The sequence below is a fragment of the Phycisphaeraceae bacterium genome (assembly GCA_019636675.1).
In the GTDB taxonomy this organism is placed as follows: domain Bacteria; phylum Planctomycetota; class Phycisphaerae; order Phycisphaerales; family UBA1924; genus JAHBXC01.
In genome coordinates this window covers 1,355,104-1,374,884 of sequence record JAHBXC010000001.1, presented here as the reverse complement: position 1 = coordinate 1,374,884, position 19,781 = coordinate 1,355,104, and the positions used below count along the sequence as shown (strand labels likewise).

The 19,781-nt window shown below is 70.2% G+C and carries 20 protein-coding genes; 9 read left to right on the top strand and 11 right to left on the bottom strand.

Translation table 11 applies throughout. From position 1 onward, the window contains the following. Nucleotide 1 precedes the first annotated feature (1 nt). Nucleotides 2-793, top strand: coding sequence for a hypothetical protein (locus KF684_05950; protein ID MBX3352459.1), 792 nt, complete (start codon nt 2-4; stop codon nt 791-793). Beyond that, on the top strand, nt 793-1,596 hold the full coding sequence (locus KF684_05945) for a hypothetical protein (GenBank protein MBX3352458.1): 804 nt from the start codon (nt 793-795) through the stop codon (nt 1,594-1,596). Before KF684_05950 ends, KF684_05945 begins: the two co-directional genes overlap by 1 nt. 9 nt (nt 1,597-1,605) lie before the next feature. Here KF684_05945 and mqnB read toward each other — a convergent pair whose 3' ends face one another. From mqnB to KF684_05900, 9 genes are all read right to left on the bottom strand, one after another. Then, the gene (mqnB, locus tag KF684_05940; protein MBX3352457.1) at nt 1,606-2,328 is read right to left on the bottom strand and encodes a futalosine hydrolase; all 723 of its coding nucleotides are present in this window, start codon (nt 2,326-2,328) and stop codon (nt 1,606-1,608) included. After that, the gene (locus tag KF684_05935) at nt 2,325-3,248 is read right to left on the bottom strand and encodes a hypothetical protein (protein MBX3352456.1); all 924 of its coding nucleotides are present in this window, start codon (nt 3,246-3,248) and stop codon (nt 2,325-2,327) included. The genes mqnB and KF684_05935 overlap by 4 nt, the downstream gene beginning before the upstream one ends. Beyond that, nucleotides 3,245-4,303, bottom strand: a complete 1,059-nt coding sequence (locus KF684_05930; GenBank protein MBX3352455.1) for a bifunctional oligoribonuclease/PAP phosphatase NrnA — start codon at nt 4,301-4,303, stop codon at nt 3,245-3,247. Before KF684_05930 ends, KF684_05935 begins: the two co-directional genes overlap by 4 nt. Then, nucleotides 4,300-5,250, bottom strand: coding sequence for a hypothetical protein (locus tag KF684_05925; protein ID MBX3352454.1), 951 nt, complete (start codon nt 5,248-5,250; stop codon nt 4,300-4,302). The genes KF684_05930 and KF684_05925 overlap by 4 nt, the downstream gene beginning before the upstream one ends. 77 nt (nt 5,251-5,327) lie before the next feature. Continuing rightward, entirely contained in the window at nt 5,328-6,599 is a 1,272-nt protein-coding gene (locus tag KF684_05920) for a DUF1501 domain-containing protein (protein MBX3352453.1), read from the bottom strand. 13 nt (nt 6,600-6,612) lie between these two features. Beyond that, nucleotides 6,613-8,160 carry a DUF1800 domain-containing protein gene (locus KF684_05915; GenBank protein ID MBX3352452.1) on the bottom strand — a complete coding sequence of 516 codons (1,548 nt, stop codon included), beginning with the start codon at nt 8,158-8,160 and terminating at the stop codon, nt 6,613-6,615. A gap of 73 nt (nt 8,161-8,233) precedes the next feature. Beyond that, nucleotides 8,234-8,791: an AhpC/TSA family protein gene (locus KF684_05910; protein ID MBX3352451.1), complete on the bottom strand. Its 558-nt coding sequence runs from the start codon at nt 8,789-8,791 to the stop codon at nt 8,234-8,236. Between the two features lie 5 nt (nt 8,792-8,796). Then, a complete protein-coding gene (locus tag KF684_05905) occupies nt 8,797-9,234 on the bottom strand; it encodes an alkyl hydroperoxide reductase (protein ID MBX3352450.1) in 438 nt (145 codons plus the stop codon). A gap of 94 nt (nt 9,235-9,328) precedes the next feature. Then, nucleotides 9,329-9,886 carry an OsmC family protein gene (locus tag KF684_05900; GenBank protein MBX3352449.1) on the bottom strand — a complete coding sequence of 186 codons (558 nt, stop codon included), beginning with the start codon at nt 9,884-9,886 and terminating at the stop codon, nt 9,329-9,331. A gap of 183 nt (nt 9,887-10,069) precedes the next feature. On the opposite strand from KF684_05900, the gene KF684_05895 reads away from it, so the two are divergent. After that, on the top strand, nt 10,070-11,959 hold the full coding sequence (locus KF684_05895; GenBank protein ID MBX3352448.1) for a hypothetical protein: 1,890 nt from the start codon (nt 10,070-10,072) through the stop codon (nt 11,957-11,959). Between the two features lie 60 nt (nt 11,960-12,019). On the opposite strand, the gene KF684_05890 is transcribed toward KF684_05895, so the two are convergent. After that, entirely contained in the window at nt 12,020-12,997 is a 978-nt protein-coding gene (locus tag KF684_05890) for a peptidylprolyl isomerase (protein MBX3352447.1), read from the bottom strand. Nucleotides 12,998-13,121: 124 nt separating this feature from the next. Then, nucleotides 13,122-13,913 carry a DUF1559 domain-containing protein gene (locus KF684_05885; protein MBX3352446.1) on the bottom strand — a complete coding sequence of 264 codons (792 nt, stop codon included), beginning with the start codon at nt 13,911-13,913 and terminating at the stop codon, nt 13,122-13,124. Nucleotides 13,914-14,234: 321 nt separating this feature from the next. Between KF684_05885 and KF684_05880 the strand changes: the two genes are divergently transcribed. The 6 genes from KF684_05880 (at nt 14,235) to KF684_05855 (ending at nt 19,760) form a co-directional block, all read left to right on the top strand. Then, the gene (locus tag KF684_05880) at nt 14,235-14,810 is read left to right on the top strand and encodes a sigma-70 family RNA polymerase sigma factor (GenBank protein MBX3352445.1); all 576 of its coding nucleotides are present in this window, start codon (nt 14,235-14,237) and stop codon (nt 14,808-14,810) included. Further along, on the top strand, nt 14,807-15,613 hold the full coding sequence (locus KF684_05875) for a hypothetical protein (protein MBX3352444.1): 807 nt from the start codon (nt 14,807-14,809) through the stop codon (nt 15,611-15,613). Before KF684_05880 ends, KF684_05875 begins: the two co-directional genes overlap by 4 nt. 93 nt (nt 15,614-15,706) lie before the next feature. After that, a complete protein-coding gene (locus KF684_05870) occupies nt 15,707-16,999 on the top strand; it encodes a CofH family radical SAM protein (protein MBX3352443.1) in 1,293 nt (430 codons plus the stop codon). 1 nt (nt 17,000) lies between these two features. After that, complete coding sequence (locus KF684_05865; GenBank protein MBX3352442.1) at nt 17,001-17,492, top strand: hypothetical protein; 492 nt, start codon at nt 17,001-17,003, stop codon at nt 17,490-17,492. After that, a complete protein-coding gene (locus tag KF684_05860) occupies nt 17,489-18,265 on the top strand; it encodes a DUF2071 domain-containing protein (protein MBX3352441.1) in 777 nt (258 codons plus the stop codon). Before KF684_05865 ends, KF684_05860 begins: the two co-directional genes overlap by 4 nt. Nucleotides 18,266-18,305: 40 nt before the next feature. Beyond that, on the top strand, nt 18,306-19,760 hold the full coding sequence (locus tag KF684_05855) for a SpoIIE family protein phosphatase (protein MBX3352440.1): 1,455 nt from the start codon (nt 18,306-18,308) through the stop codon (nt 19,758-19,760). Nucleotides 19,761-19,781 lie beyond the last annotated feature (21 nt).

The following is a 19,781-nucleotide window of genomic DNA, read 5'->3' as shown; positions in this document are numbered from 1 at the left end:
CATGCCGAGCGTGACCCTTCGACTGTCGTCGCTGCGTCCGCCCTGGTGGAAGCGCCCCGGCGCGCTCGGGGCGATCGCGACCGGCCTGTGCGTCACGCCGCTGCTGCTGGCCGCGTGGCTCGCGCTGGCGCCGCAGAACCGGCTGCCCGAGGGCGATGCGCCCGGCGCGCCCCCGATCCTTACGCTGCGCGACTTTGATCGCAACGGTCTGAACCCGGAGGCCTTCGCGATGATCGCTCGCGGGAATGTGCTGTCCGGGACGCGTTCGGAGTTCACGCGGATGGAAGAGGCGGCGGTGGCGCAGGCCCCAGCGCCAGACCGCGGCGCGTCGGAAGCGGCCAAGCGCCTCGAGAACGCGAAGCGCGACCTCGCGACGCTGCGGCTGGTGGCGGTGCTACGCGTGGGCGGCGAATGGATCGCGCTCTTCGAGCCCGAGCGACGGGCCGCGCACGAGGACCTGCTGAGTCTTCGCGTCGGGAATGTCTGGCAGAACTGGTCGGTCGGCGCGATCACGCGCGACACGGTCCGCATGGGGTTCGAGGGGCACTCCGAGACGATCCAACTCCGGCCGAACACGGGGCGTACGACGCGTGCCGCGACGCCCACCCCCCCGCGCGGGCGCATCCAGGCCGAGAGCCGCCCTGTCGACGGCGCGCCGGTGCGCGTCGACCCGCCGATCTCGCGCAGCGATGCGCGCCGACTGCTGCTCGACAGCGTCAGCGGCGAGAGCGCCCGAGTGCGCGCCCTGACCGAAGAACTCCTCAAATCGCTTGATCGGGACAACGATCGATGATGAACACCCGCCGCCCCCGCCCGGTCGCCTCGCTGCTCGCCCTCGCCCTGTCGGCGGCGCTGCTCGCCCCCGGCTGCGGGAGAGAAAAGACCTCGGAGAACGCGCTCGCATCGGGCGCCGGGGGCGCCGGGGGCGCAGGGGCGTCGGTTGCGCCGACGCCTGCGCCCTTCGTCGTCTCGCGCGAGACGCCCGAGTATGCGGCGAGGAGCATCCGAGAGCTCACGCTGCGAGGGTTCGATCCTGATTTCCTCGAGCCGTTCGTGGACCCGAGCCAGAAGTGGCCCGAGCGCGAGGGCGGTCCCGCGGTCGGCGGCGTCCCGGCGTTCATCGGCTCCGCGCTGATCTATTACTCGCGTCTGGAGATGCTGATCGGAGCCGTGCGCGAGCGGTTCGGCGAGGAGGCCGCGGAGCGTGTCTCGGCGGACGCGAACTACTTCCAGCTCGAGGTAATCGGCAACGGCGTGCGCGAGATGTTCGCGGCGAGCGAGCTGAAGCAGCTTAACCAGATCGGGCCGATGGCCTATGTCGCGCCGCTCGACGAGAACGGCGAGCAGCTGGGCTACTCCCTGGTGTTCCGCGAGAACCAGGGCGAGTGGATGTGGGTGATGTACGAGGCGAACACGCCCTGGAACAACTCACGCATCGGCACGCTCTCGGGGCTCGTGGGCAAGCCCCTGCGCGACAAGGGCCCCGTCATGGCGCGCGAGATGGAGCGCATCGCGAACGGCGTGCGCGACAAGAGCATCGCCAGCGTCGACGAGGTCCTCGCCCAGGTCCGCGCGCTCGCCAGCACGCAGGGCTGAATCGGTCCATCAGATCGAGGCGCAGAACCGCGTCAGGCGCGCGAGCGCCGACGGGATGTCCCACCCCTGGCCCTCGCGGTCGCCCGTGTGGTTGCTGATCGCGCGGACCTCGACGAAGGGGACGCCCATCCGCATCGCGACCAGCCCGACGGCGGCGCCCTCCATCGCCTCGGCGAACGCCCCGGTGCGCTGCGCGATCTCGCGCGCGAGCGAGTCGTGGCCCGAGCAGGTCGACACGGTCGCGATCGCGCCGACGCGCTCCGCCATCGGCGCCAGCGCGCGAACGAGCGCAGGGTCCGACTTCGCGGAGACTCCGCCGCCCGGCATCGGCGCAAAGCCCATCTGCGCCAGGTCGCGGTAGCCGGAGGGCGTCGCGATGCCCTCGTCGGCGAACACCGACGCGTCGCCCACGATCAGGTCGCCCACCCCAAGCGCCGGCGAGTCGTCGCGCGGCAGCGAGCCGGCGATGCCGATCGACATGACCAGCCCGTGGCGCGCAGGGTCGAGCGCGAGCGCGGTCGCCGCCCCGGCGTTGGCCTTGCTCACGCCCCCGAGCACGAGGTCGACGCGATCGGTGACGCCGATGGGCGTCCACCACGGCGCGTCGTCGGGCAGCGCCGGAGCGCCCACCCCGCGCAGCGCGGCGTCGCCCTCGGCGCGGACCGCGACCACGAGGAGCGCGCGGCGGGAGCCGGTGAGGAACGGGTCGAGCGCGCGGGACGCGCCGGTCATCGGGCGCGGCCCTTGCGAGTCTCGCCAGCCCGGTCGTCCTTGCGGAAGATCAGGCAGTAGTTGAACCCGCGCAGGAAGAAGTTCTCTTCCACGGCGGCCTTCCTCCAGTTGCCCTGCTCCAGCTTCTTGTTGTGGCGCACGACCGCGATGATGTCCACCGGCGTGAACCGCTGGCGCAGCAGCGCGAACAGCTCGAAGCCGATGGGCATGAACTCCACGCCCGGGGAGTTGGGTGAGCGCTTCTTGAACGAGTCTGAGACATAGAGCCCGAGATAACGGTTGTTCTTCAGGACTCGGTGCGCCTCGTCGAAGACGCGCGCCATCGCGTCGTAGTACTCGCCACCGATGCGCCCCTTGGCGTCGGGCGCGCTCGCGTCGAGGCGGCCGAGGCAGCGCGGGTCGTCGGTGTAGTCGATGTGGGTGGAATAGGGAGGGTCCATGAAGACGAAGTCGGCAGTCGCGTCTTCGAGGGGCAGCGATCGCGCGTCGGCGCGGAAGATCAGGCCCGGGCGCTGCGACTGGGGGTTGAGGTCGTAGCCGAGTGCGCGCCGGGACATGGAGAGCGCGACATCGATCGTGGTGCCGCTGCCGGCGAAGGGGTCGACGACGAGCTGGCCCTCGCGCGTGTAGCGGGTGAGGAGTTGCCACACGACCCAGGAGGGCGTCGCGCCGGCGTATTGCTTGCCGGGGCGGTCGTCGCCCTCGTAGTGCTGGCTGGGGTATTCCCAGAGGGTTGTCGGGAAGACGCTGAGTTCGGGCTTCTTGAAGCGGGGTGCGCGCGGGGCCTGCTGATCCTGCGATGCCCCGGGCTTCTTGCCCCGGATCTGCGAGGGAGTGAGGTGCGTGCGCTTGGGCGCAGGGCGTCCGTTGGGATCTTCTCCCCCTGCTCCCTGCTGCCTGCTGCCTGCTCCCTTCTTCACCGCAGCTGCTCCGCGATGGTGGCGATGATGCGTTCGCGCGCCTCGTCGACGGGGATATCGGCGCGTGCGCCCGACGCGCGCTTGTGCCCGCCGCCCCCGAAGCGCTGGGCGACGATGTTCACGTCGACGTCGGGCTCTCCCGGCGTGGCGGGGGGCTTGCTGCGCAGCGACGCCTTGCAGGAGCGGTCGTCGACCTCGGTGAGCACGGCGGTGGCGCGGACGGTCGCGACGGAGAGGATGCGATCGTTGAGCGAGCCGGAGTCGGAGGTCTCGAGCCCGAGCTCGACGAGGTCCTTGCGCCGGATGACGATGGTGGCGATCTGGTCGTCGTGGTCGAGGCGGAGCGTGGTGAGCGCGCGCGCGAGGAGTTTGACGCGCTCGGGAGGGTCCGACTGCTCGCTGATGCGCATGAGCAGGTTGTGGTCGACGCCGGCGTCGAGCAGGTCGGCGGCCAGGTGCATGGTCGAGCTGCGCGTGTTGCTGTAGCGGAACCAGCCGGTGTCGGTCGCGATGCCCAGATAGATCGCCTCGGCGACATCGCCGGGGAGTTCGGCGGCGCTGCGCCGTTCGAGCAGGCCCACGCACACAGCGGCGACCATCTCGGCGGCGGCGGCGGCTTTGGGCTCGACCAGGCGCAGCGACGCGAGGTCGGCGTCGCCCGACGCGTGGTGGTCGATGATGATCGTGCGGTCGGCGTGCGCCTCGATCCAGGGAAGCGTCGCGCCCATCTGCTGGCGCGAGCCGGTGTCGACCATCACCAGCGCGTCGGGCTCGCGCGACGCGAGCATCGCGACCGGGTCGGAGCCCTCGGGCACGTGCACGCGCGGCGTGTCGCGCAGCAGGGGGTCGAAGATGTCGATCCACGGGCCGGGGAACACGGCGTAGGCGTCTTTGCCCAGGTGCAGGAGCGTGCGGACAAGGGCGAGGGTGGAGCCCAGCGCGTCGCCGTCGGCCTTGCGATGCGTGACGACCGCGACGCGCGTGGCGCGACGGAGCCGCTCGACGATCTGGGCCGTCGTGGCGTTGTTGGTGTAGGGCAGACCGTCGTGCGTCATGCGTTCGCTCCGGAAGCGCCGGCGTGTGCGTGGCCGGCGAGTTGTTCGGCGCGCGCGATGTCGCGCCACATCTGGTCTTTGAGCGTCTCGATCGACTCGAAGCGTAATTGGTCGCGCAGCCACGCGTCGAAGGCGAGCTCGATCGCCCAGCCGTACTCGCGTGATTCGTCGGCGAAACCCTTCCACCCGATGAGGTGCGCCTCGACCGACAGGGCGTGCTCTCCGAAGGTGGGGTTCGTGCCCACGCTGATCGCGGCGGGGTGCGTCGACCCGTCGGCCAGCGTGGCTCGCCCGGCGTAGACGCCCTGCCCGGGGGGAAGGCACTCGGTGGCGATGTTGGCGGTGGGGACGCCCAGTTCACGCCCGCGCCGGGCGCCGCGCACGACCGAACCCTCGATCGCGTAGGGGCGCGTGAGCACGCGGGCCGCGTCGGCGACGCGCCCGTGCGAGACGAGCCAGCGCACCAGCGTGCTGCTGGCAGGGACCTCGCGCGAGTCGCACAGCCGCGCGGTCGCCGGGGGGACGACCTCGACGCGAAAGCCGCGCGTCTCACCCAGCTCGCGGAGCGTGTCGATGTTCCCGCGCCGGCCCTTGCCGAAGTGGAAGTCGGCGCCCTCGACGAACGCGACCGGCGCGTGCTCGCGCACAAGGTCGTCGACGAACTCCTCGGCGCTGCGCTCGAGGATCCCCGACGAGGGATCGAGACGGACCACCTCGTCGGCGCCGGCTGCCCGGAGCGCGCGTTCGCGCTGCGCGAAGGTGGAGAGTTGTGCGGGGGCGCGCCCGGGCGCGAGGACGCGCAGCGGGTGGGGGCAGAACGCCATCGCGACGACGGAGGGGGAGTCCGCGTGGGCCGCCGCAAGCGCTCTCGCACGCGTGAGCAGGGCGACATGGCCGGCGTGGACGCCGTCGAAGTTGCCGACGAGTAGGACGGTCCGACGCTTCATGCGCAAGGGCGGAGCGTAGGGGGCCAGCCCGGGGGTGGGCCACCCATTCATGGAGTTCTGCGGCCCGGGAAGGGCCCTCAGGCCCTGCGGAACAGCTCCGCCTTGCGGAACGACCCGCCGAGCACCGCCCGGGGGTCGGCTTTGAGCCAGTCCTGCAGGACGCCGGTGTAGATCGAGCGGAAATCGATCTGGTAGCGCAGGTCGCCGTCCTCGAGGTCGCTCATGGGGGGGTGGTCGTTGAGGACCCCGGCGCGGACCATGGGGCCGGCGAGGAAGACCGGGGCGGCGGCGCCGTGGTCGGTGCCCCCGGAGGCGTTCTGGGTGACGCGCCGCCCGAACTCGGAGAAGCACATGGTGAGGACGCGCGCGTCGTCGCGCTGGGCCTTGAGCTCTGCGTAGAAGGCGCGGAGCGATTCGCTGAGCTGGGTGAGGAGCTGGGCGTGCCGGCCCTGAACGCCTCCCTGCTGGGCGTGGGTGTCGAAGCCACCGAGCGAGGTGTAGTACACGCGCGTCGGCATGCCCGAGCGGATCATCGCGCTGACGAGTTGGAGCTGCTGCGCGAGGGGGTTGCGCGGCCAGGTGGTCATGGGCGTCGCGCGGGCGGCGCTGCGGATGGTGTCGCTGGAGACCTGCGCGTCGAGCGAGGTGCGCGTGAGGAAGTCGAGCGTGGGGTTGGCCGGCGCCCCGTTGGCGCTTTCCGGCGCGAGGGCGTCGAGCGTGTCGCCTGTCCAGCGATAGAACTCGGGCGATTCGATGCTGACGGGCTGGCTGGTGCGCCCGAGCAGCGCGAGGGGCGCTTCGCGACCGAGCGAGATCGCGGGCGTGGGCTCGCAGGGCTGGGTGCGCGGGCGCGCGCCTGCGCATTCGTTGTCGACGAAGCGCCCGAGCCAGCCGGCGCCCGTGCCGCGCGGGTCGGCGGTGTGCCAGATGTCCATCGAGACGAAGTGGGATCGGTTGGGGTTGGGGTAGCCGACGCCCTGAACGACGGAGAGCAGGCCGTCGTCGTGGAGCGACTTGAGCCCGGTCATCGAGGGGTGGAAGCCGACGCTGTCGGTGAGCCGGATGACCTCGCGCTCGGGGATCGCGATGACCGGGCGTGAGCGGTGGTAGACCGAATCGCGGAATGGCACGACGGTGTTGAGCCCGTCGTTGCCCCCCGAGAGTTGCACGACGACGAGGACGCGCTCGTCGGGGACGCCAGGGCGTGAGCGCAGGTCGGCGGCGCCCTGGGCCATCGCGTGCGCGGAGCGTGCGAGGAACGCCGGGACGGTGAGCGTTGCGGAGGCGAGCGCGACGCCGCGCATGAGGAAGGAGCGCCGGGTCCACGCGTCGGGGAGGTACGGGTTCATGCGCGGCTCGCTTTCAGCACAGCTGGTACTCCGGGCGCGCGCCCACCGAGGCGAGCAGGGCGATGAGGACCGAGCGATCGACGCGTTGCGGCAGGGGATCGTCCGGCGACTCGAGGGCGAGGCGATCGGCGCACCACTGCGCGAGCGCGTCCTCGGCGGCGCGGGACTCGATCGGGAGCATCGCGGCGCATGCCGCGCCGGCGAGTTCTCGCGCCGTGCGCGCGTGCGCGAGCGAGGGGACGCCGGCCAGGGGGTCGTAGTCGCGCCCTCGCGCAAGGAACGCTGCGCCCGGGCGGTCGGCGTTGCGCGGGTTCAGGCCGGTGAGCAGGAAGACCACCGCGTTCTGACGCGTGAGCAGGGTGGAGGTGTTGATCCACGCGCGCCCCCCGGCCCAGCCGGCGACCGTGGGGGGGAAGAACAGGTCCTGCCCGCTACGCGCCATCGCGTCGAGGAGCAGGCGCGCGTCGCGCGGGGGCGTGCGCAGCGTGCGGAGCGTGCCGACGACGATCTCGACGGGCGATTTGATGTGCGTGGTGGTCGCGGCCTTCTCGTAGAAATGCCTCGACATGAAGAGGCGCGTCAGGGCGGGGCGGATCTGGTAGTTCGTCGATCGAAGCATCGCCGCGAGGGACGCGACGACGCGCTTCGTGTCGGCCGGGGCGTCGCCCGGCTGCGCCGGCGTTTCGCTGTCGACGAAGAAGCGGTACAGCGCGTGCGCGAGGAAGGGGGCGCACGCCTGCTGCTGCAGGATGAGATCGACGAACGCGTCGCCGTCGTAGCGGCTGTTCGTGCGGAAGAGTCGCTTGGGGTTGGGGTCGTGCCACTCGCGCCGGAAGAGGAAGTCGTTGCCCTCGAAGGTGTAGCCGGTGAGGGCGCGGGCGCCCTCTTTGATGTCGCTCTCGGTGTAGTTGCCCGGCCCGAGGGTGAACAGCTCGAGGATCTCTCGCGCGAGGTTCTCGTTGGGCGCGCGCAGGTTGGAGGTGTGATTATCCAGCCACGCGAGCATCGCCGGGTCGCGGATCATCGCGCGCAGCAGGTCGGCGAAGGAGCCCGCGCCGTGCTTGCGAAAGGTCTGGTTCTGCAGGTAGAGGTGGTAGCTGTTCTGGACCTTGCGGTAACTCGTGGCGAAGTGGCCGTGCCAGAAGAGCGTGAGTTTCTCTTCGAGAGGCCGGGGCGTGGCGATCATCCGTTCGACCCACCAGCGCCGTATCTCGCCCATCTGCTCGCGGTCGCGCCGTTCCATCTCTTCGCGGGCCGTGCGAAGGCGCGCGATGGCCTCTTCGTCGCGCCGTGCGCGGGCCTGCTGGAACGCGCGCCGGGTCGCTTCGTCGGGCGGGCGGATCACCGAGCGATCGAACTGGTCGTCGCGCGGCGGCGAGGGGTCGGGCGTGTTCGCGTAGTTGACGAGGGTGTCGACGGCCTTCGCGACGCCCAGCTCGGCCAGCCGGTGCGCGTCCTCGAGCGGCGCGCCGAGCCCGGCGCGTCGGAGCAGCGCGCCTGCCTCGCGCGGGCCGAAGGCCTCGTCGCGCACCGGGGCGAGATGGTCGGTCGGCTGGGCCATCGGCGGGACAACGCTCCGGGGACGCCCGTATTGCTTCGGCGATCCGGGGGGCGGGTCGTCGGAAATCGCGGGTTTAGCGCGCGCCGGCGAGGGCGATTTCGCAGTATTCGGGCCTGTCGGCGGCGGAGCGGTGCCGGAACGCCTGGGTCACCACGCCGTCGCGGATCATAAAGACCCCTGGCATCTGGAAGCCGTCCCCGACGAGTTTGCCCACCCAGTGGCGCCCCACGGTCGCGGCCCACGCGCCGCGCAGCACGCACTTGAGCCCGAAGAGCTGGGAGAAGGTCCCGCGCTCGAGCTCGAACGCGCGGTACAGCGCCCGGTCGGGGTCGGAGACCCGCTGCATGCCCTGCAGGCCGTATTTCGCGAAGTGGGCGGCGGTCTCGCTGTTCTCCGGCCCCATGTGCACGAGCACGAGGCGCACGCGCCGGGACTTGAGGTCGTCGCGCTTCTTCGAAAGGTCGGCGAGCGCCTCGCGGCAGAAGGTGCACCCGCTGTGGCGCAGGAAGACGAGCAGCAGCCCGGCGTGCGTCGCGTCGGTGCGCGAGAGTTCGAGCAGCGAGCGCCCGTCGTTGGCGCGCGTCGACGCGAGCGTGTCGGTCAGGGAGATGTGGTCGTGCTCTGCGCGCATCGGTCTCAGGCGTTCTCGGGGTGATGACGGCGCCAGGCGGCAAGGAGGATAAGGCCGAAGGGGACCCACCAGACAAGGTCGTTCGTCAGAATCGTCCAGCCGAATGACCAGGGGAATTGCCCGGTCGACGCGAAGTACACGAAGCCGATGGGGCCGAAAACCTTGCCCAGAAAGCCGACGAGCGTGATGGGCCAGTGCGTGATCGGGTCGCGGCTGGCGGCGAGGTAGCCCACACCGAACACGCCGATCACCATACCCAGGCACTGCCAGATCGGGATCCAGAGCGTGAAGTCATCGGGGTAGGCGATCCCGACCAGATCAAAGCCCTTCGTGGGGAAGAGCACGACCGCCGCGCCCCAGAGAAGGTTATAGATCCCGGCGATGACGAGGGTGGCGCGCATCCAGCGGGGAGCCGGCGGCGTCGGGTTGGCGGCGTGGGGCATGGCGAGTGTGTTCGCGGGCGGCGTGTCGCTGGGCGCACGAAAAACCGCCCGTGAAGGGCGGGCGGCTTTCCGTGAGGGACGCGTGCTGGCCGGTTCAATCGACGATCAGCGTGGGCTCGAGGCGCACGGGCCGGCTGACGTTGAAGAAGTTGGGCGAGGTGGCCATGACCATCTCGTGGATGCGTTCGAACTGCTCGCGCGTGCCGCTGCCCTTGATGCGGACGGTGTAGCGGAGCGAGTCGTAGCCGGGCTTGACGGTGGCGTCGAGTCCCAGGAAGCCGCGCAGGTCGAGGTTGCCGGCGCTCTCGATCTGGAGGGACTCGATCTCGATGCCTTCGAGCGCGCAGAGGGCGGCGTAGCCGACGCTCATGCAGGCGTTGAGGGCGGCCATGAGGACCTCCTGGGGGTTGGGGGCGGAGTCCTCGCCGCAGAGCTGGTTGGGCTCGTCGGTGTGGATCACGAAGCCGCGTGGGTGGGTCTCGCCGCCGAGGCGCCAGTCGTCGACGCGGGTGACGGTCTTGACGCCGCCCTGCCAGTTGGTGGTGACGCGGAAGCCGCAGATCCCGGAGCGATGGTCCTGGTCGACGGCGTCGATGAAGCCTCGCAGGGCGTTGGTGTCGATGCCGTTAAGGCGTTGCGTGGCGGTCTGCATGGTGTGACTCCTTGTGGTTCGGGCGGTGTGAGGCCGCCGGTGGCAAGGAGAAGCGGAATCCCGGGCCCGGGGGCGCCGCGACCCGCGGATTTTTTCGGAGGTGTACTCGCGTCGGCGCTGAACGAAGAATGCCCCGGACGCGTCACATGGGGTTGGCAAGCGTTGACGCGTGGAGGAGTTGCGATGCTGACACGATCGGTCGGGAAAGTGCTGCGAGGGAAGGCGACGCCCGTGCAGATCATGCTCGCGTGCGTGATCGGGGGGGCGATCGGCTTCCTGCCCGAGCTTTCAACCTCGGTCGGGCTGACAATCGCGCTGCTGCTGCTCCTGGTGGTGCTGAACGCCAACCTGGCGGTCGCGGGTCTGGTGGGCCTCGCGTCCAAGCTCGTCGGGCTGCTCGCGCTGCCCCTGAGTTTCGAGGTCGGGCGTTTCCTCCTCGACGGGCCCACAGGCGGGCTGTTCAAGGCGATGATCAACGCGCCGGTGCTCGCGCTCTTCGGGTTCGAGCACTACGCGACGAGCGGCGCGCTCGCGCTGGGCGCGCTGTTCGGGGCGGCGTGCGGCCTGATGCTGATCGCGATCGTGGGCGCGTTCCGGCGGAAAATGGCGACGCTCGAAGAGGGCAGCGAGCGCTACAAGGCGTACACGTCGAAGTGGTGGGTGAAGGCGCTGCTGTTCGTGTTCGTCGGCGGCGGGCACGGGAAGAAGACCTACGCGGAACTCGCGAACAAGCGGGTCGGGAACCCGATCAGGCCGCTGGGCGTGGTCTTCGCCGCGCTCGTGGTCGGGCTGTTCTTCATCGTGCAGTCGTTCCTGTCGGGCCCGATCGTCACGATGGCGGTGAAGCGCGGGCTGGAGCGTGCGAACGGCGCGACGGTCGACCTGGCGGGCGCGGACTTCGACCTTCGCAGCGGCCGGATGACGCTCACCGGTCTCGCGCTCGCCGATGTGAACGATGTCACGCTCGATTCATTCCGCGCATCGCGCGTCGAGGGCGCGATCAGCGCCAGCGACCTGCTGCGCAAGCGGTTCGCGATCGACACGCTGACCATCGCCGAGGGCGTGAGCGGGGCGAAGCGCGCGATCCCCGGGCGCGTGCTCAGGCCCGCCCGGCCCGCGCCCCCCCCGGACGACTCCGAGAAGACGCTCGACGATTACCTGCGCGAGGCGCAGCTCTGGAAAGAGCGGCTGGCGCAGGCCAGGCAGTGGATGGAGCGCGTCAGCGGGCCGGCGCGCGACCCGTCGGACGAGGCGCGCGAGACGCTCGAGGAGCGCCTGCGCCGGCGCGCACGCGAGCAGGGCTACGCGCGCGTCAAGGCCGATCATCTGCTCGAGGGCGCCCCGACCGTGCTGATCCGCGAGGTCGTCGCCGAGGGCGTGCGCGTGGAGAAGCTGCCCGGAGAGGTGTTCGACGTGCGCGGCGAGAACCTGTCAACGCAGCCATGGCTCGCCGGCCAGCCGCGCCTGCGCGTCGCGTCGCGCAGCGGCGACCTGCTCGTCAATCTCGGCGTGGACGAGCCCCGCCCCGGGGCCGCGGACGCGGCGCTGCCCCTCGAAATCGTCGTGCGCGGCGTGGCGGGCGATCGCATCGGCCAGGCGCTCAAGTTCGTGGGCGAGCCCCCGGTGCGCGGCGGGACGGCGGACTTCGTCGCGCGCGGGTCGATGCTTCGCGGCGTGATCGAGCTGCCGGTGACCGTGACGCTGAAGGACACGACGCTCTCGATGCCGCGCGTCGGCTCGGAGCGGGTGTCGAATCTGACCTTCCCGTTCGGGCTGCAGGGCCCGATGGACAACCCGCGCGTGATGGTCAGCGAGCAGGCCTTCGCCGACGCGCTGCTGCAGGCCGGCGCCGGCAAGCTGGCGGCCGAGGCGCGCTCGAAGGCGGACGAGGCGGTCGGGCGCGCCGCCGGGAAACTCGGCGAGCAGATCGGAGAGAAACTGGGCGAACAGCTCGGCACGGACGCGAGCAAGGGCGTGCAGGACGCGGCGAAGGGCGCGCTCGAGAGTCTGCTGGGCGGCGGGCGGAAACGCGACGAGGCGCCAAAGAAGGACGAGCCGAAGAAGCCCGAATGACAACACGCGCGACGATGTCGCGCGTGTCGGGGGTGGTTCGGGGTTGTCGAGTCGCGGCGATCAGCGCGCGGGTGTCGCGTCGATCGGTCGCGTCACGGGCTTGGGTCGCTCGGTGAAGGGCGGCGCGTCGACGGTGTAGGCGCGTCGGATGACCGGGGGCTCGATCGGGCGCTCGCCGCGGACGGGGGACTGCTCGAGCTTGAGGATGACATCGGCGCCGGAGACGGCTTCGCCGAACCCGGTGTATCGCCCGTCGAGGAACGAGGTGCCCTCGCGCGAGAGCGCGATGAAGAACTGCGACCCGTTAGAGTTGGGGTCGTTGGAGCGCGCCATGGAGAGCACGCCAAAGGTGTGCAGGAGGTTGCTGGCCTCGAGGTCGATGAAGTACCCGGGCCCGCCCGAGCCCTGGCCGGTGGGGTCGCCCGCCTGCACGACGAAGGGCGCGCCGTTGCGCGTCATCGCGACGATGCGATGGAAGATGATGTCGGTGTAGAAGCCGCTCTCGACGAGGTGGAGGAAGTTGAACGCGGTGTTGGGCGCCTCGTCGGGGCGCATCGCGAAGCGGATCTCGCCCTCGGAGGTTTCCATGACGACGTGCTTGTCGGTGTACGCGCGCAGGCCCGAGTAGACGGCGCCGGGCGTCGCCTGCCAGTTGATGGTGGCGTTGGCCGGGTTGGTGCCCTGGGCGTACTTGGGGGTGGTGAGGGGCTGGAGCACGACCGGCGCCCCGATGGCCGCCTCGCCCACGAAGAGCTGGGCGTAGAGGAGGCGCGGGCTGCTGGTCGTCCACAGGACGGGGAACAGCCCGGCGAGGTCGACCTTGCCAGCGTCGGCGTCGGCGGTCTCGGCCGGCTGGGCGGCCCCGTGCTGGAAGAGCCGGATCTGCACCGGGCCGGTTGTCCCCGTGGGGACCTCGACGGTCATGGGGATCGAGCGGCTCTTGCCGTAGTACATCCGGTCGGGGGTGAGCTGTGCCATAGCGTCGGCGGCGAGGAACGAGGAAGCGAGGACGGCGAAGGAAAGAAGGTCGCGTCGCATGCGTGCGTGGCTCCGTTAAGCGGGTGGCGAGTTGAAGGATACCCCGGCGAGCGCGCCGCGGAATGAGAAACGCCGCGAGGGTTCGCGGCGTTGCTGGGTGGATCAGTGGGTTGGACGCCCGGGATCAGCGCAGGTGCGCGCCGAGGCCTTGCGCATTGCCTGGGCCGGTCGGGGTGTTGGGGTTCCAGGGAAGGCCCGGGAAGCGACCGTCGTTGCCGTCCTCGAGGATGTGCCACGCGCGGGCGACCGCTTCAGCGGCGGTGGCGTCTGCCTCGGTGCGCGGGAGCGACTGGAGGATGGACCCGTCCGGATCGGCGGCCCACGCGACCGAGAGGTCGGCGAGGAGCACGTTGGCGCCGATGGTGTGGTTGAAGTCCTGCGCGGTGCGCATGCCGTCGGAGATCAGCGCCATGTTGGGGGAGAGATCGGTGAGGTACACCGGCCCGACCAATGCGCGGAAGTGGTAGTTGCCGACGATCGCGACGGAGTTGTTCAGCCAGGCGACCTCGTAGTTCTGGAACGAGTGCATGCCTCGATGGCTCGGGCAGTAGTAGAGCGTGGGGGTCCGCAGGTAATCCGCGGCGTAGAGCCAGCCGAGCCCATCCCAGTCGCCAGGGCCCTTGCCGGCGTGGAGGAGCATCATCTGGTGGGGGCGATAGGTGTCGGGGGTTGCGCCGGCGGCGAATTCGCTGCGAGGGAGCTGCCCGTTGTTGTCCTCGGCGTAGAGCGCGAGGCCAAGACCCATCTGTCGAACGTTGGAGCGACAGGCGACGCGGCGAGAGGCCTCGGCCGCGTGGGTGAGCACGGGCAGCATGATCGCCATCAGCAGACCGATGATGACGATCGAAACGAGCAGATCGATGAGCGAGAAGCCGGCGCGTGCATTGACAGACACGCGCGACATGGTCGCGTTCATCGGACGTCGTAGAGCGGCTTCCGCCGCGGGGCCCTTCAACAGAGCGCTGTATGTCGTCAAGGCGCTCACCTCCACTTGGTGACGGGCGTCGGGGCCCGTACACCTCAAAGTCTACCCGAACCTTCTCATCGGCACAACCCCCAAATCGGGTAAACAGTCGGGGAATCTTTGGGGAAGATTCTCGGACGGTTTCAGGGTATTGTTTGGCGACGAAATGGGTGGACGCGGGATCCGAACCAAAGATCCCGGCGTACAGAGACCTGTGCCGGCAGTGGGTAGCCGGTCTTGGTCGGGCGAGCCCCCGCAGGGCTCGGAGATGGGATGAGTGATCGGGCCGCCCAACTCGACGCGGACTACGAGCTGATGCAGCGCGTCAGCTTGGACGATGAGTCCGCGGTCAGCGAGCTATACGACCGTTTTGGTCCGTTGGTCTATCGCATGGCGTATCAGATGATGCCCACGCGGTCCGACGCGGAAGACGCGGTCCAGGAAGTGTTTGTCCGGCTCTGGCGGACCGCGGGTCGGTACGACCCCAAGCGTGCGGCGCTGGTGACCTGGGTGATGATGTTGTCGCGGCGCATCCTTGTCGATCGTCTGCGGCGCCAGAAAGCGCGGATCAAGGCGTCCACACTCAGCGACGCGATGCCTCCCCAGGCGTCCGGCGAGGTGGTGGGCGAAGGCGTGGAGCGCGACGAACGGTTCGCCGCGCTGATGAAGAAGATCGAACAGTTGCCCGAATTGCAGCGGATCGTTGTCACCCGTTCGTACCTCGACGGTATGACCCTGCGGCAGATCGGGATTGAGTTGAACAAGCCTCTGGGAACGATCAAATCTGCCTTGAGTCGCGCGCTCGTGCGTCTCAGGGAGAGGGGGAGTGGCGAGGAGATGGCGGCATGATTACTCGAGACCTCTTTGAACTTGCGTCGCTGGATGTCCTCGGTCTTCTCGACGACGAAGAGCGCCGTGAATTCGAGCGCGCGTTCCGCGCCGCGCCGCCCTCGGTGCAGGCGCAGGTCCGTCGCGAGCAGCTCCGCGCTGCGCACGCCGTGCAGTCCGACGAATGGCTGCCCGAGGTCGAGGCGCCCATCGGCCTGAAGGGGCGCGTCGTCTCGTCGGTGCGCGACGCGATCGTCGCCGCCCGCGCCGGAGAGTTCTCCGACCACGTCTCGCGCAAGATCGGGTTCTTCACCCTCGCCCTGCAGCGCAACGTGTCGCCCCTGTGGCGCGCCGCGTGCATCGGCCTGCTCACCGCGTCGGCGGTCCTGGGCGTCGCGCTCGTCCGCCAGTCGCAGCAGTACGACGGCATCCGCGAGGCGATCGCCGGCGACGCCGCGGTCAAGGCCATCGCCGAGCAGTACGGCGCGCGCTTCGCCTCGATCCTCACCGACCCGGCCTCGCAGTTCCGGTCCTTCAACGCGGTCCACGAGGACGCCGCCGGCGTCCAGGCCCGTCTCGTCGTCGACGAGGCCGGCGCCAACGCCTTCCTCGTCTGCAACTTCCTCCCCCAGCGCGACGACGGGTACCGTCTCGTCGTTCTCAACGCCAACGGGCAGGTCGAGCGCGAGGTCACCCGCTTCTCCCACGGCGGCGGCGTGAGCATCCGCGAGCTGGCCCTCCAGGGCCTCACCACCGCGACGCTCGCCATCATGCCCGGCTCGGGCCCCATGACGCCCGACCGCGCCCTGCTCATGACGAGCTGACCGGGTCCGGATATCCACGATTCCCCTCGGCGCCGGATGCACAGGTCCGGCGCCGCTTTGTTTTTGCGCGCCCGCCGCTCCCTATCATCCCCCATGAGCACCGCCGCTTCCGCCGCCTTCGCGACGCCCCTCGACCGGCCCGGCGCGGGCCACGCCGATCCGCGACTCGACGCGATCCGCGCCAAAGTGATGCGCGGCGAGCGCCTGTCCATGGACGACGGGCGAGTGCTCTACGCGACACAGGACCTGTGGACGCTCTGCGAACTCGCGGACATCGTCCGAAGGCGCCTGCACGGGGACGCGGCGTACTACAACATCAACCGGCACATCAACTACTCGAACATCTGCGCGCTGTCGTGCAAGTTCTGTGCGTTCCACCGCAAGCGCGGGCAGGAAGGCGCGTACGAGATGGACGCGGCCCAGGTCGCCGCCGAGGCGAGGAAGGCCCAGGACAACGGCGCGACCGAGGTGCACATGGTGGGCGGGCTGCACCCCTACCTGCCCTTCGAGTTCTACCTCGAGATGCTGCGCGCCGTGAAGGAGGCGGCGCCGAAGCTGCACATCAAGGCGTTCACGGCGGTCGAGATCGTGCACTTCGCCAAGCTCAGCAAGCGGTACAAGGCGACCGCCGGGCCCGAGCGCTACGAGGGCATCCGCGCGACCATCAAGGACCTCAAGGACGCGGGTCTCGGCTCGCTGCCCGGGGGCGGGGCCGAGGTCTTCGACGATCGCGTGCACGACGAGGCGTTCAAGGGCAAGATCCGCAGCGATGTGTGGCTCGATGTCCACCGCGCCTCGCACGAGCTGGGGCTGAACACGAACGCGACGATCCTCTACGGGCACATCGAGGGACGCGACGAACGCCTGTTCCACATGGACATGCTCCGGCGCTCGCAGGACGAGGCGCTGGCGCGGCTGGGCTACAGCGCCGACGCGAACGGCGCGATCACGCTCACGCGCGAGGGCGTCTCGCAGCCGACCCCGGCGATGAGCGCCAAGGGCGGGTACTTCCAGACGATCATCCCGCTGCCCTTCTTCCCCGACGCGAGCGAATTGGAGCACCTGCCCGGGCCCACCGGCGTCGAGAACCTGCGCACGCTGGCCGTCGCGCGGCTGATGCTCGACAACTTCCCCCATGTGAAGTCGTTCTGGATCATGCAGACGCTCTCGATGGCGCAGCTCATGCTGCAGGCCGGGGCCGACGACATCGACGGGACGGTCGTGTGGTACGACATCACGAAGGTGGGCGGGGCCAACACGCACCAGGAATCCAGCGTGTGGGACCTGCAGCGGGCGATCCGCGAGGCGGGCTTCACCCCGGTGGAGCGGGACACGCTGTACAGGCGGGTCGAGCGCGAGGGCGCGGAGTGGAGACTCGCGGAGTGAGATGAGACGCGCGGCGTTGCTCGCTTTCGCCTTTGTCGGCACCGCGACCTACGCCGCGAGCTTCGCGATGCTCGCGCCCGAGCAGCGACCCGAATGGCTCCTGCCCCTCGCGATCGGCGTGGCGATCGCGTCCACGCTGAGCTGGCCCATCCTCGGGGCGGTGCTGAAGGCGGCCTCGCCCGATCGGCGCACACTCGTCGCGTGGTTTGACGCGTGTCTCGTCACGATCGCGTTCGGCGAGATCCCCTTGCTACTGGCGGCGGGGTGGAACCTGATCGCGTCGTTCGTGCCGCCTTCGCCGGGCGCGTTGCTCGGAGCGCACCTCGGCCTGCTGGCCGGCTCTGACATCCTGATGGGCGTGTATTTCGCGAGCAGGGCGCCGGCGCTGGGGATGCCTACGCGCCGGGCGGCGCTGCTGTGGGTCGTGGTGATGAACGGAGTGTTCGGCCTGCTGCTGCTCGCGCTCGCGCGCCCGCTGGGATACTGGGCATGAAGATCCCGCTTCCCTTCCCGGTGACGATGCGCGGGAAGATCGATCACTGCGTGCTGATCTCGCTGCGGACAGAGTTGGAAGCGGTGCGCAATCTCGTGCCGCGAGGCCTGCGCCCGCTGACGAAGACGGATGCGAGAACCGGCGAGACGCACGCGTTCTGGAACATCGTGCTGTGCCACCTCGACTCGATGCGTCCGCGCGGCACGCCACGGATGTTGGGGGTGTCGTACCACCACGCCGCGATCCGGCTGATGGTGGAGGCGGATGATTCCAGCGCGACGGGGCGATCGGGCGTGCAGGGGTTGTACTTCCTGCGCAGCGACGCGGACCGTGCCCTGATCTGCGGGCCGGGGAACCTCGTGTCCGATTTCCGCTTCCACCGGGCTCGGGTGGAGCGTGCGCGAGAGGGTGTCGCGGAGCGATGGACGGTGCGCTCACGCGACGGCGGGGGCGACGCGGAGTGCGTGGTCGTGGACGAGCCGGGGGCGTTGGCGCCGGGTTCGCCTTTCGCGAGCGTCGAGGAGGCGCGAGGATTCCTGAAGTACCGTCCCATGGGGCTGGCGCCGAGCGCCGACGGGCGGCGGCTGCGCCTCGCGGAGGTGTTCCGCGCCGAGTCCGAATGGGACGAGCGGTTGGTGCGGATCGAGTCGGCGCGGTTCGGGTTTCTCGATGGTCTGGGGAGGGGGCGCCCGGTCGTGGAGGTCGCCACGCGGGTCGCGCCGATCGAGTACCGGTGGCGTCTTGGGCGGAGCATCGCCCTTGCAGGCGCCTGAAGGGGGTTTGGGCGGGATCGAGGATCTGGTACAATCCGGCGTGCCGCGACCGTCCCCTCGCGGCCTGGTCATGACAACGGCTCCCACCACGAGCAAGGTATCAACCCCGGATGCGCACGGCGCGCCCGGGCTGGCGAGCGACGCGATGCGACGCCTGCTGTCGGTCGCTCGGGCGTTGTCGGCGACCGACGACCTTCGCGAGGTGCTGTCGGTGATCATCGACGCGATGCGCGACCTGCTCGACGCGGAGCGCGCGACCGTGTTCGAGTTCGACGCGACCAACGCGGAGCTCTTCACGACCGTCGCGCACGGGCTGACGGCGTCCCCATCCGCCGCGAGCGCGACGCCCAACGGCGACGCGCCGCCGCTCGACACCCCGGCGCACGACCCGACGCGCGAGGGCGGGATCCGCATCCCCATCACCCGCGGCATCGCGGGGGAGTGCGCGCGCCACCAGCGCGTCATCAATGTGCCCGACGCCTACGCCGACCCGCGATTCAACCGAGAGGTGGACAAGCAGACCGGGTTCACGACTCGGTCGATCCTGGCGGCGCCCCTGATGGGCGTCGACGGCGAGCTGATCGGCGTGGCGCAGATCCTGAACAAGCGCGGGCGCCCGTTCAACGCCGACGACGAAGAGATCGCGCAGGCGCTCGCGTCGCAGGCGGCGGTGGCGATGAAGCGTACGAGACTCCTGCGCGACCGCCTGGTGCGCGAGAAGCTGGAGCGCGAGATCGAGGTCGCGCGCCGACTGCAGCAGCAGACCTTCCCGACGGACCTGCCCCGGCTGAAGGGCTATCAGATCGCCGGGCGCAGCGAGCCGGCGGACCGCACGGGCGGCGACGCGTACGACGCTGTGGCCCTCTGGAACGACAACGGTCGCTGGCGCGTGGCAGGCAAGGGCAAAGAGGCCGACGGCGCGCTGTTCCTGATGGCCGACGCGACGGGCCACGGCGTGGGCCCGGCCCTGTCGGTGACGCAGGCGCGATCGATGCTGCGGATGGGCGTGCGTCTGGGCGCCGAGCTCGACCGGCTCGCGCGCCACATGAACGAGCAGCTGTGCGACGACCTGGTGACGGGGCGGTTCATCACGGCGTGGATCGGCGTGCTCGACGCGCGGACGCACACGCTGCACTCGATGAGCGCCGGGCAGGCGCCGCTGGTCATCCACCGCGCCGCGGAGGATCGCTTCGAGGTGCTCGACGCGGATGTGCTTCCGATGGGCATCATGCGCGACCTCGAACTCCCGCTGCGTCGGCCGATCGCGCTGGGGCCCGGGGACTCGTTCCTGGCCCTGTCGGACGGCTTCTACGAGAGCATGGACGAGTCGCGCGAGCAGTTCGGGTGCAAGCGTGTCTGCGAGATCGTGCGCGAGCACGCGACCGGGGGCGCCGAGGCGGTGCTGCGCGCCGTGGAGGACGCGGTGCATCGGTTCACGAAGGGCGCACCGCCCGACGACGACCGGACCTCGCTGATCATCCGCCGCGCCGAGTGACGCGCCGGGGCGGGGGCTGAG

Excerpts from the sequence above, each read along its gene's own strand:
- KF684_05950 (MBX3352459.1), top strand. The coding sequence starts at position 2 with ATGCCGAGCGTGACCCTTCGACTGTCGTCGCTGCGTCCGCCCTGGTGG.
- KF684_05945 (MBX3352458.1), top strand. The coding sequence starts at position 793 with ATGAACACCCGCCGCCCCCGCCCGGTCGCCTCGCTGCTCGCCCTCGCC.
- mqnB (MBX3352457.1), bottom strand. The coding sequence starts at position 2,328 with ATGACCGGCGCGTCCCGCGCGCTCGACCCGTTCCTCACCGGCTCCCGC.
- KF684_05930 (MBX3352455.1), bottom strand. The coding sequence starts at position 4,303 with ATGACGCACGACGGTCTGCCCTACACCAACAACGCCACGACGGCCCAG.
- KF684_05925 (MBX3352454.1), bottom strand. The coding sequence starts at position 5,250 with ATGAAGCGTCGGACCGTCCTACTCGTCGGCAACTTCGACGGCGTCCAC.
- KF684_05920 (MBX3352453.1), bottom strand. The coding sequence starts at position 6,599 with ATGAACCCGTACCTCCCCGACGCGTGGACCCGGCGCTCCTTCCTCATG.
- KF684_05915 (MBX3352452.1), bottom strand. The coding sequence starts at position 8,160 with ATGGCCCAGCCGACCGACCATCTCGCCCCGGTGCGCGACGAGGCCTTC.
- KF684_05910 (MBX3352451.1), bottom strand. The coding sequence starts at position 8,791 with ATGCGCGCAGAGCACGACCACATCTCCCTGACCGACACGCTCGCGTCG.
- KF684_05905 (MBX3352450.1), bottom strand. The coding sequence starts at position 9,234 with ATGCCCCACGCCGCCAACCCGACGCCGCCGGCTCCCCGCTGGATGCGC.
- KF684_05900 (MBX3352449.1), bottom strand. The coding sequence starts at position 9,886 with ATGCAGACCGCCACGCAACGCCTTAACGGCATCGACACCAACGCCCTG.
- KF684_05895 (MBX3352448.1), top strand. The coding sequence starts at position 10,070 with ATGCTGACACGATCGGTCGGGAAAGTGCTGCGAGGGAAGGCGACGCCC.
- KF684_05890 (MBX3352447.1), bottom strand. The coding sequence starts at position 12,997 with ATGCGACGCGACCTTCTTTCCTTCGCCGTCCTCGCTTCCTCGTTCCTC.
- KF684_05885 (MBX3352446.1), bottom strand. The coding sequence starts at position 13,913 with ATGAACGCGACCATGTCGCGCGTGTCTGTCAATGCACGCGCCGGCTTC.
- KF684_05880 (MBX3352445.1), top strand. The coding sequence starts at position 14,235 with ATGAGTGATCGGGCCGCCCAACTCGACGCGGACTACGAGCTGATGCAG.
- KF684_05875 (MBX3352444.1), top strand. The coding sequence starts at position 14,807 with ATGATTACTCGAGACCTCTTTGAACTTGCGTCGCTGGATGTCCTCGGT.
- KF684_05870 (MBX3352443.1), top strand. The coding sequence starts at position 15,707 with ATGAGCACCGCCGCTTCCGCCGCCTTCGCGACGCCCCTCGACCGGCCC.
- KF684_05865 (MBX3352442.1), top strand. The coding sequence starts at position 17,001 with ATGAGACGCGCGGCGTTGCTCGCTTTCGCCTTTGTCGGCACCGCGACC.
- KF684_05860 (MBX3352441.1), top strand. The coding sequence starts at position 17,489 with ATGAAGATCCCGCTTCCCTTCCCGGTGACGATGCGCGGGAAGATCGAT.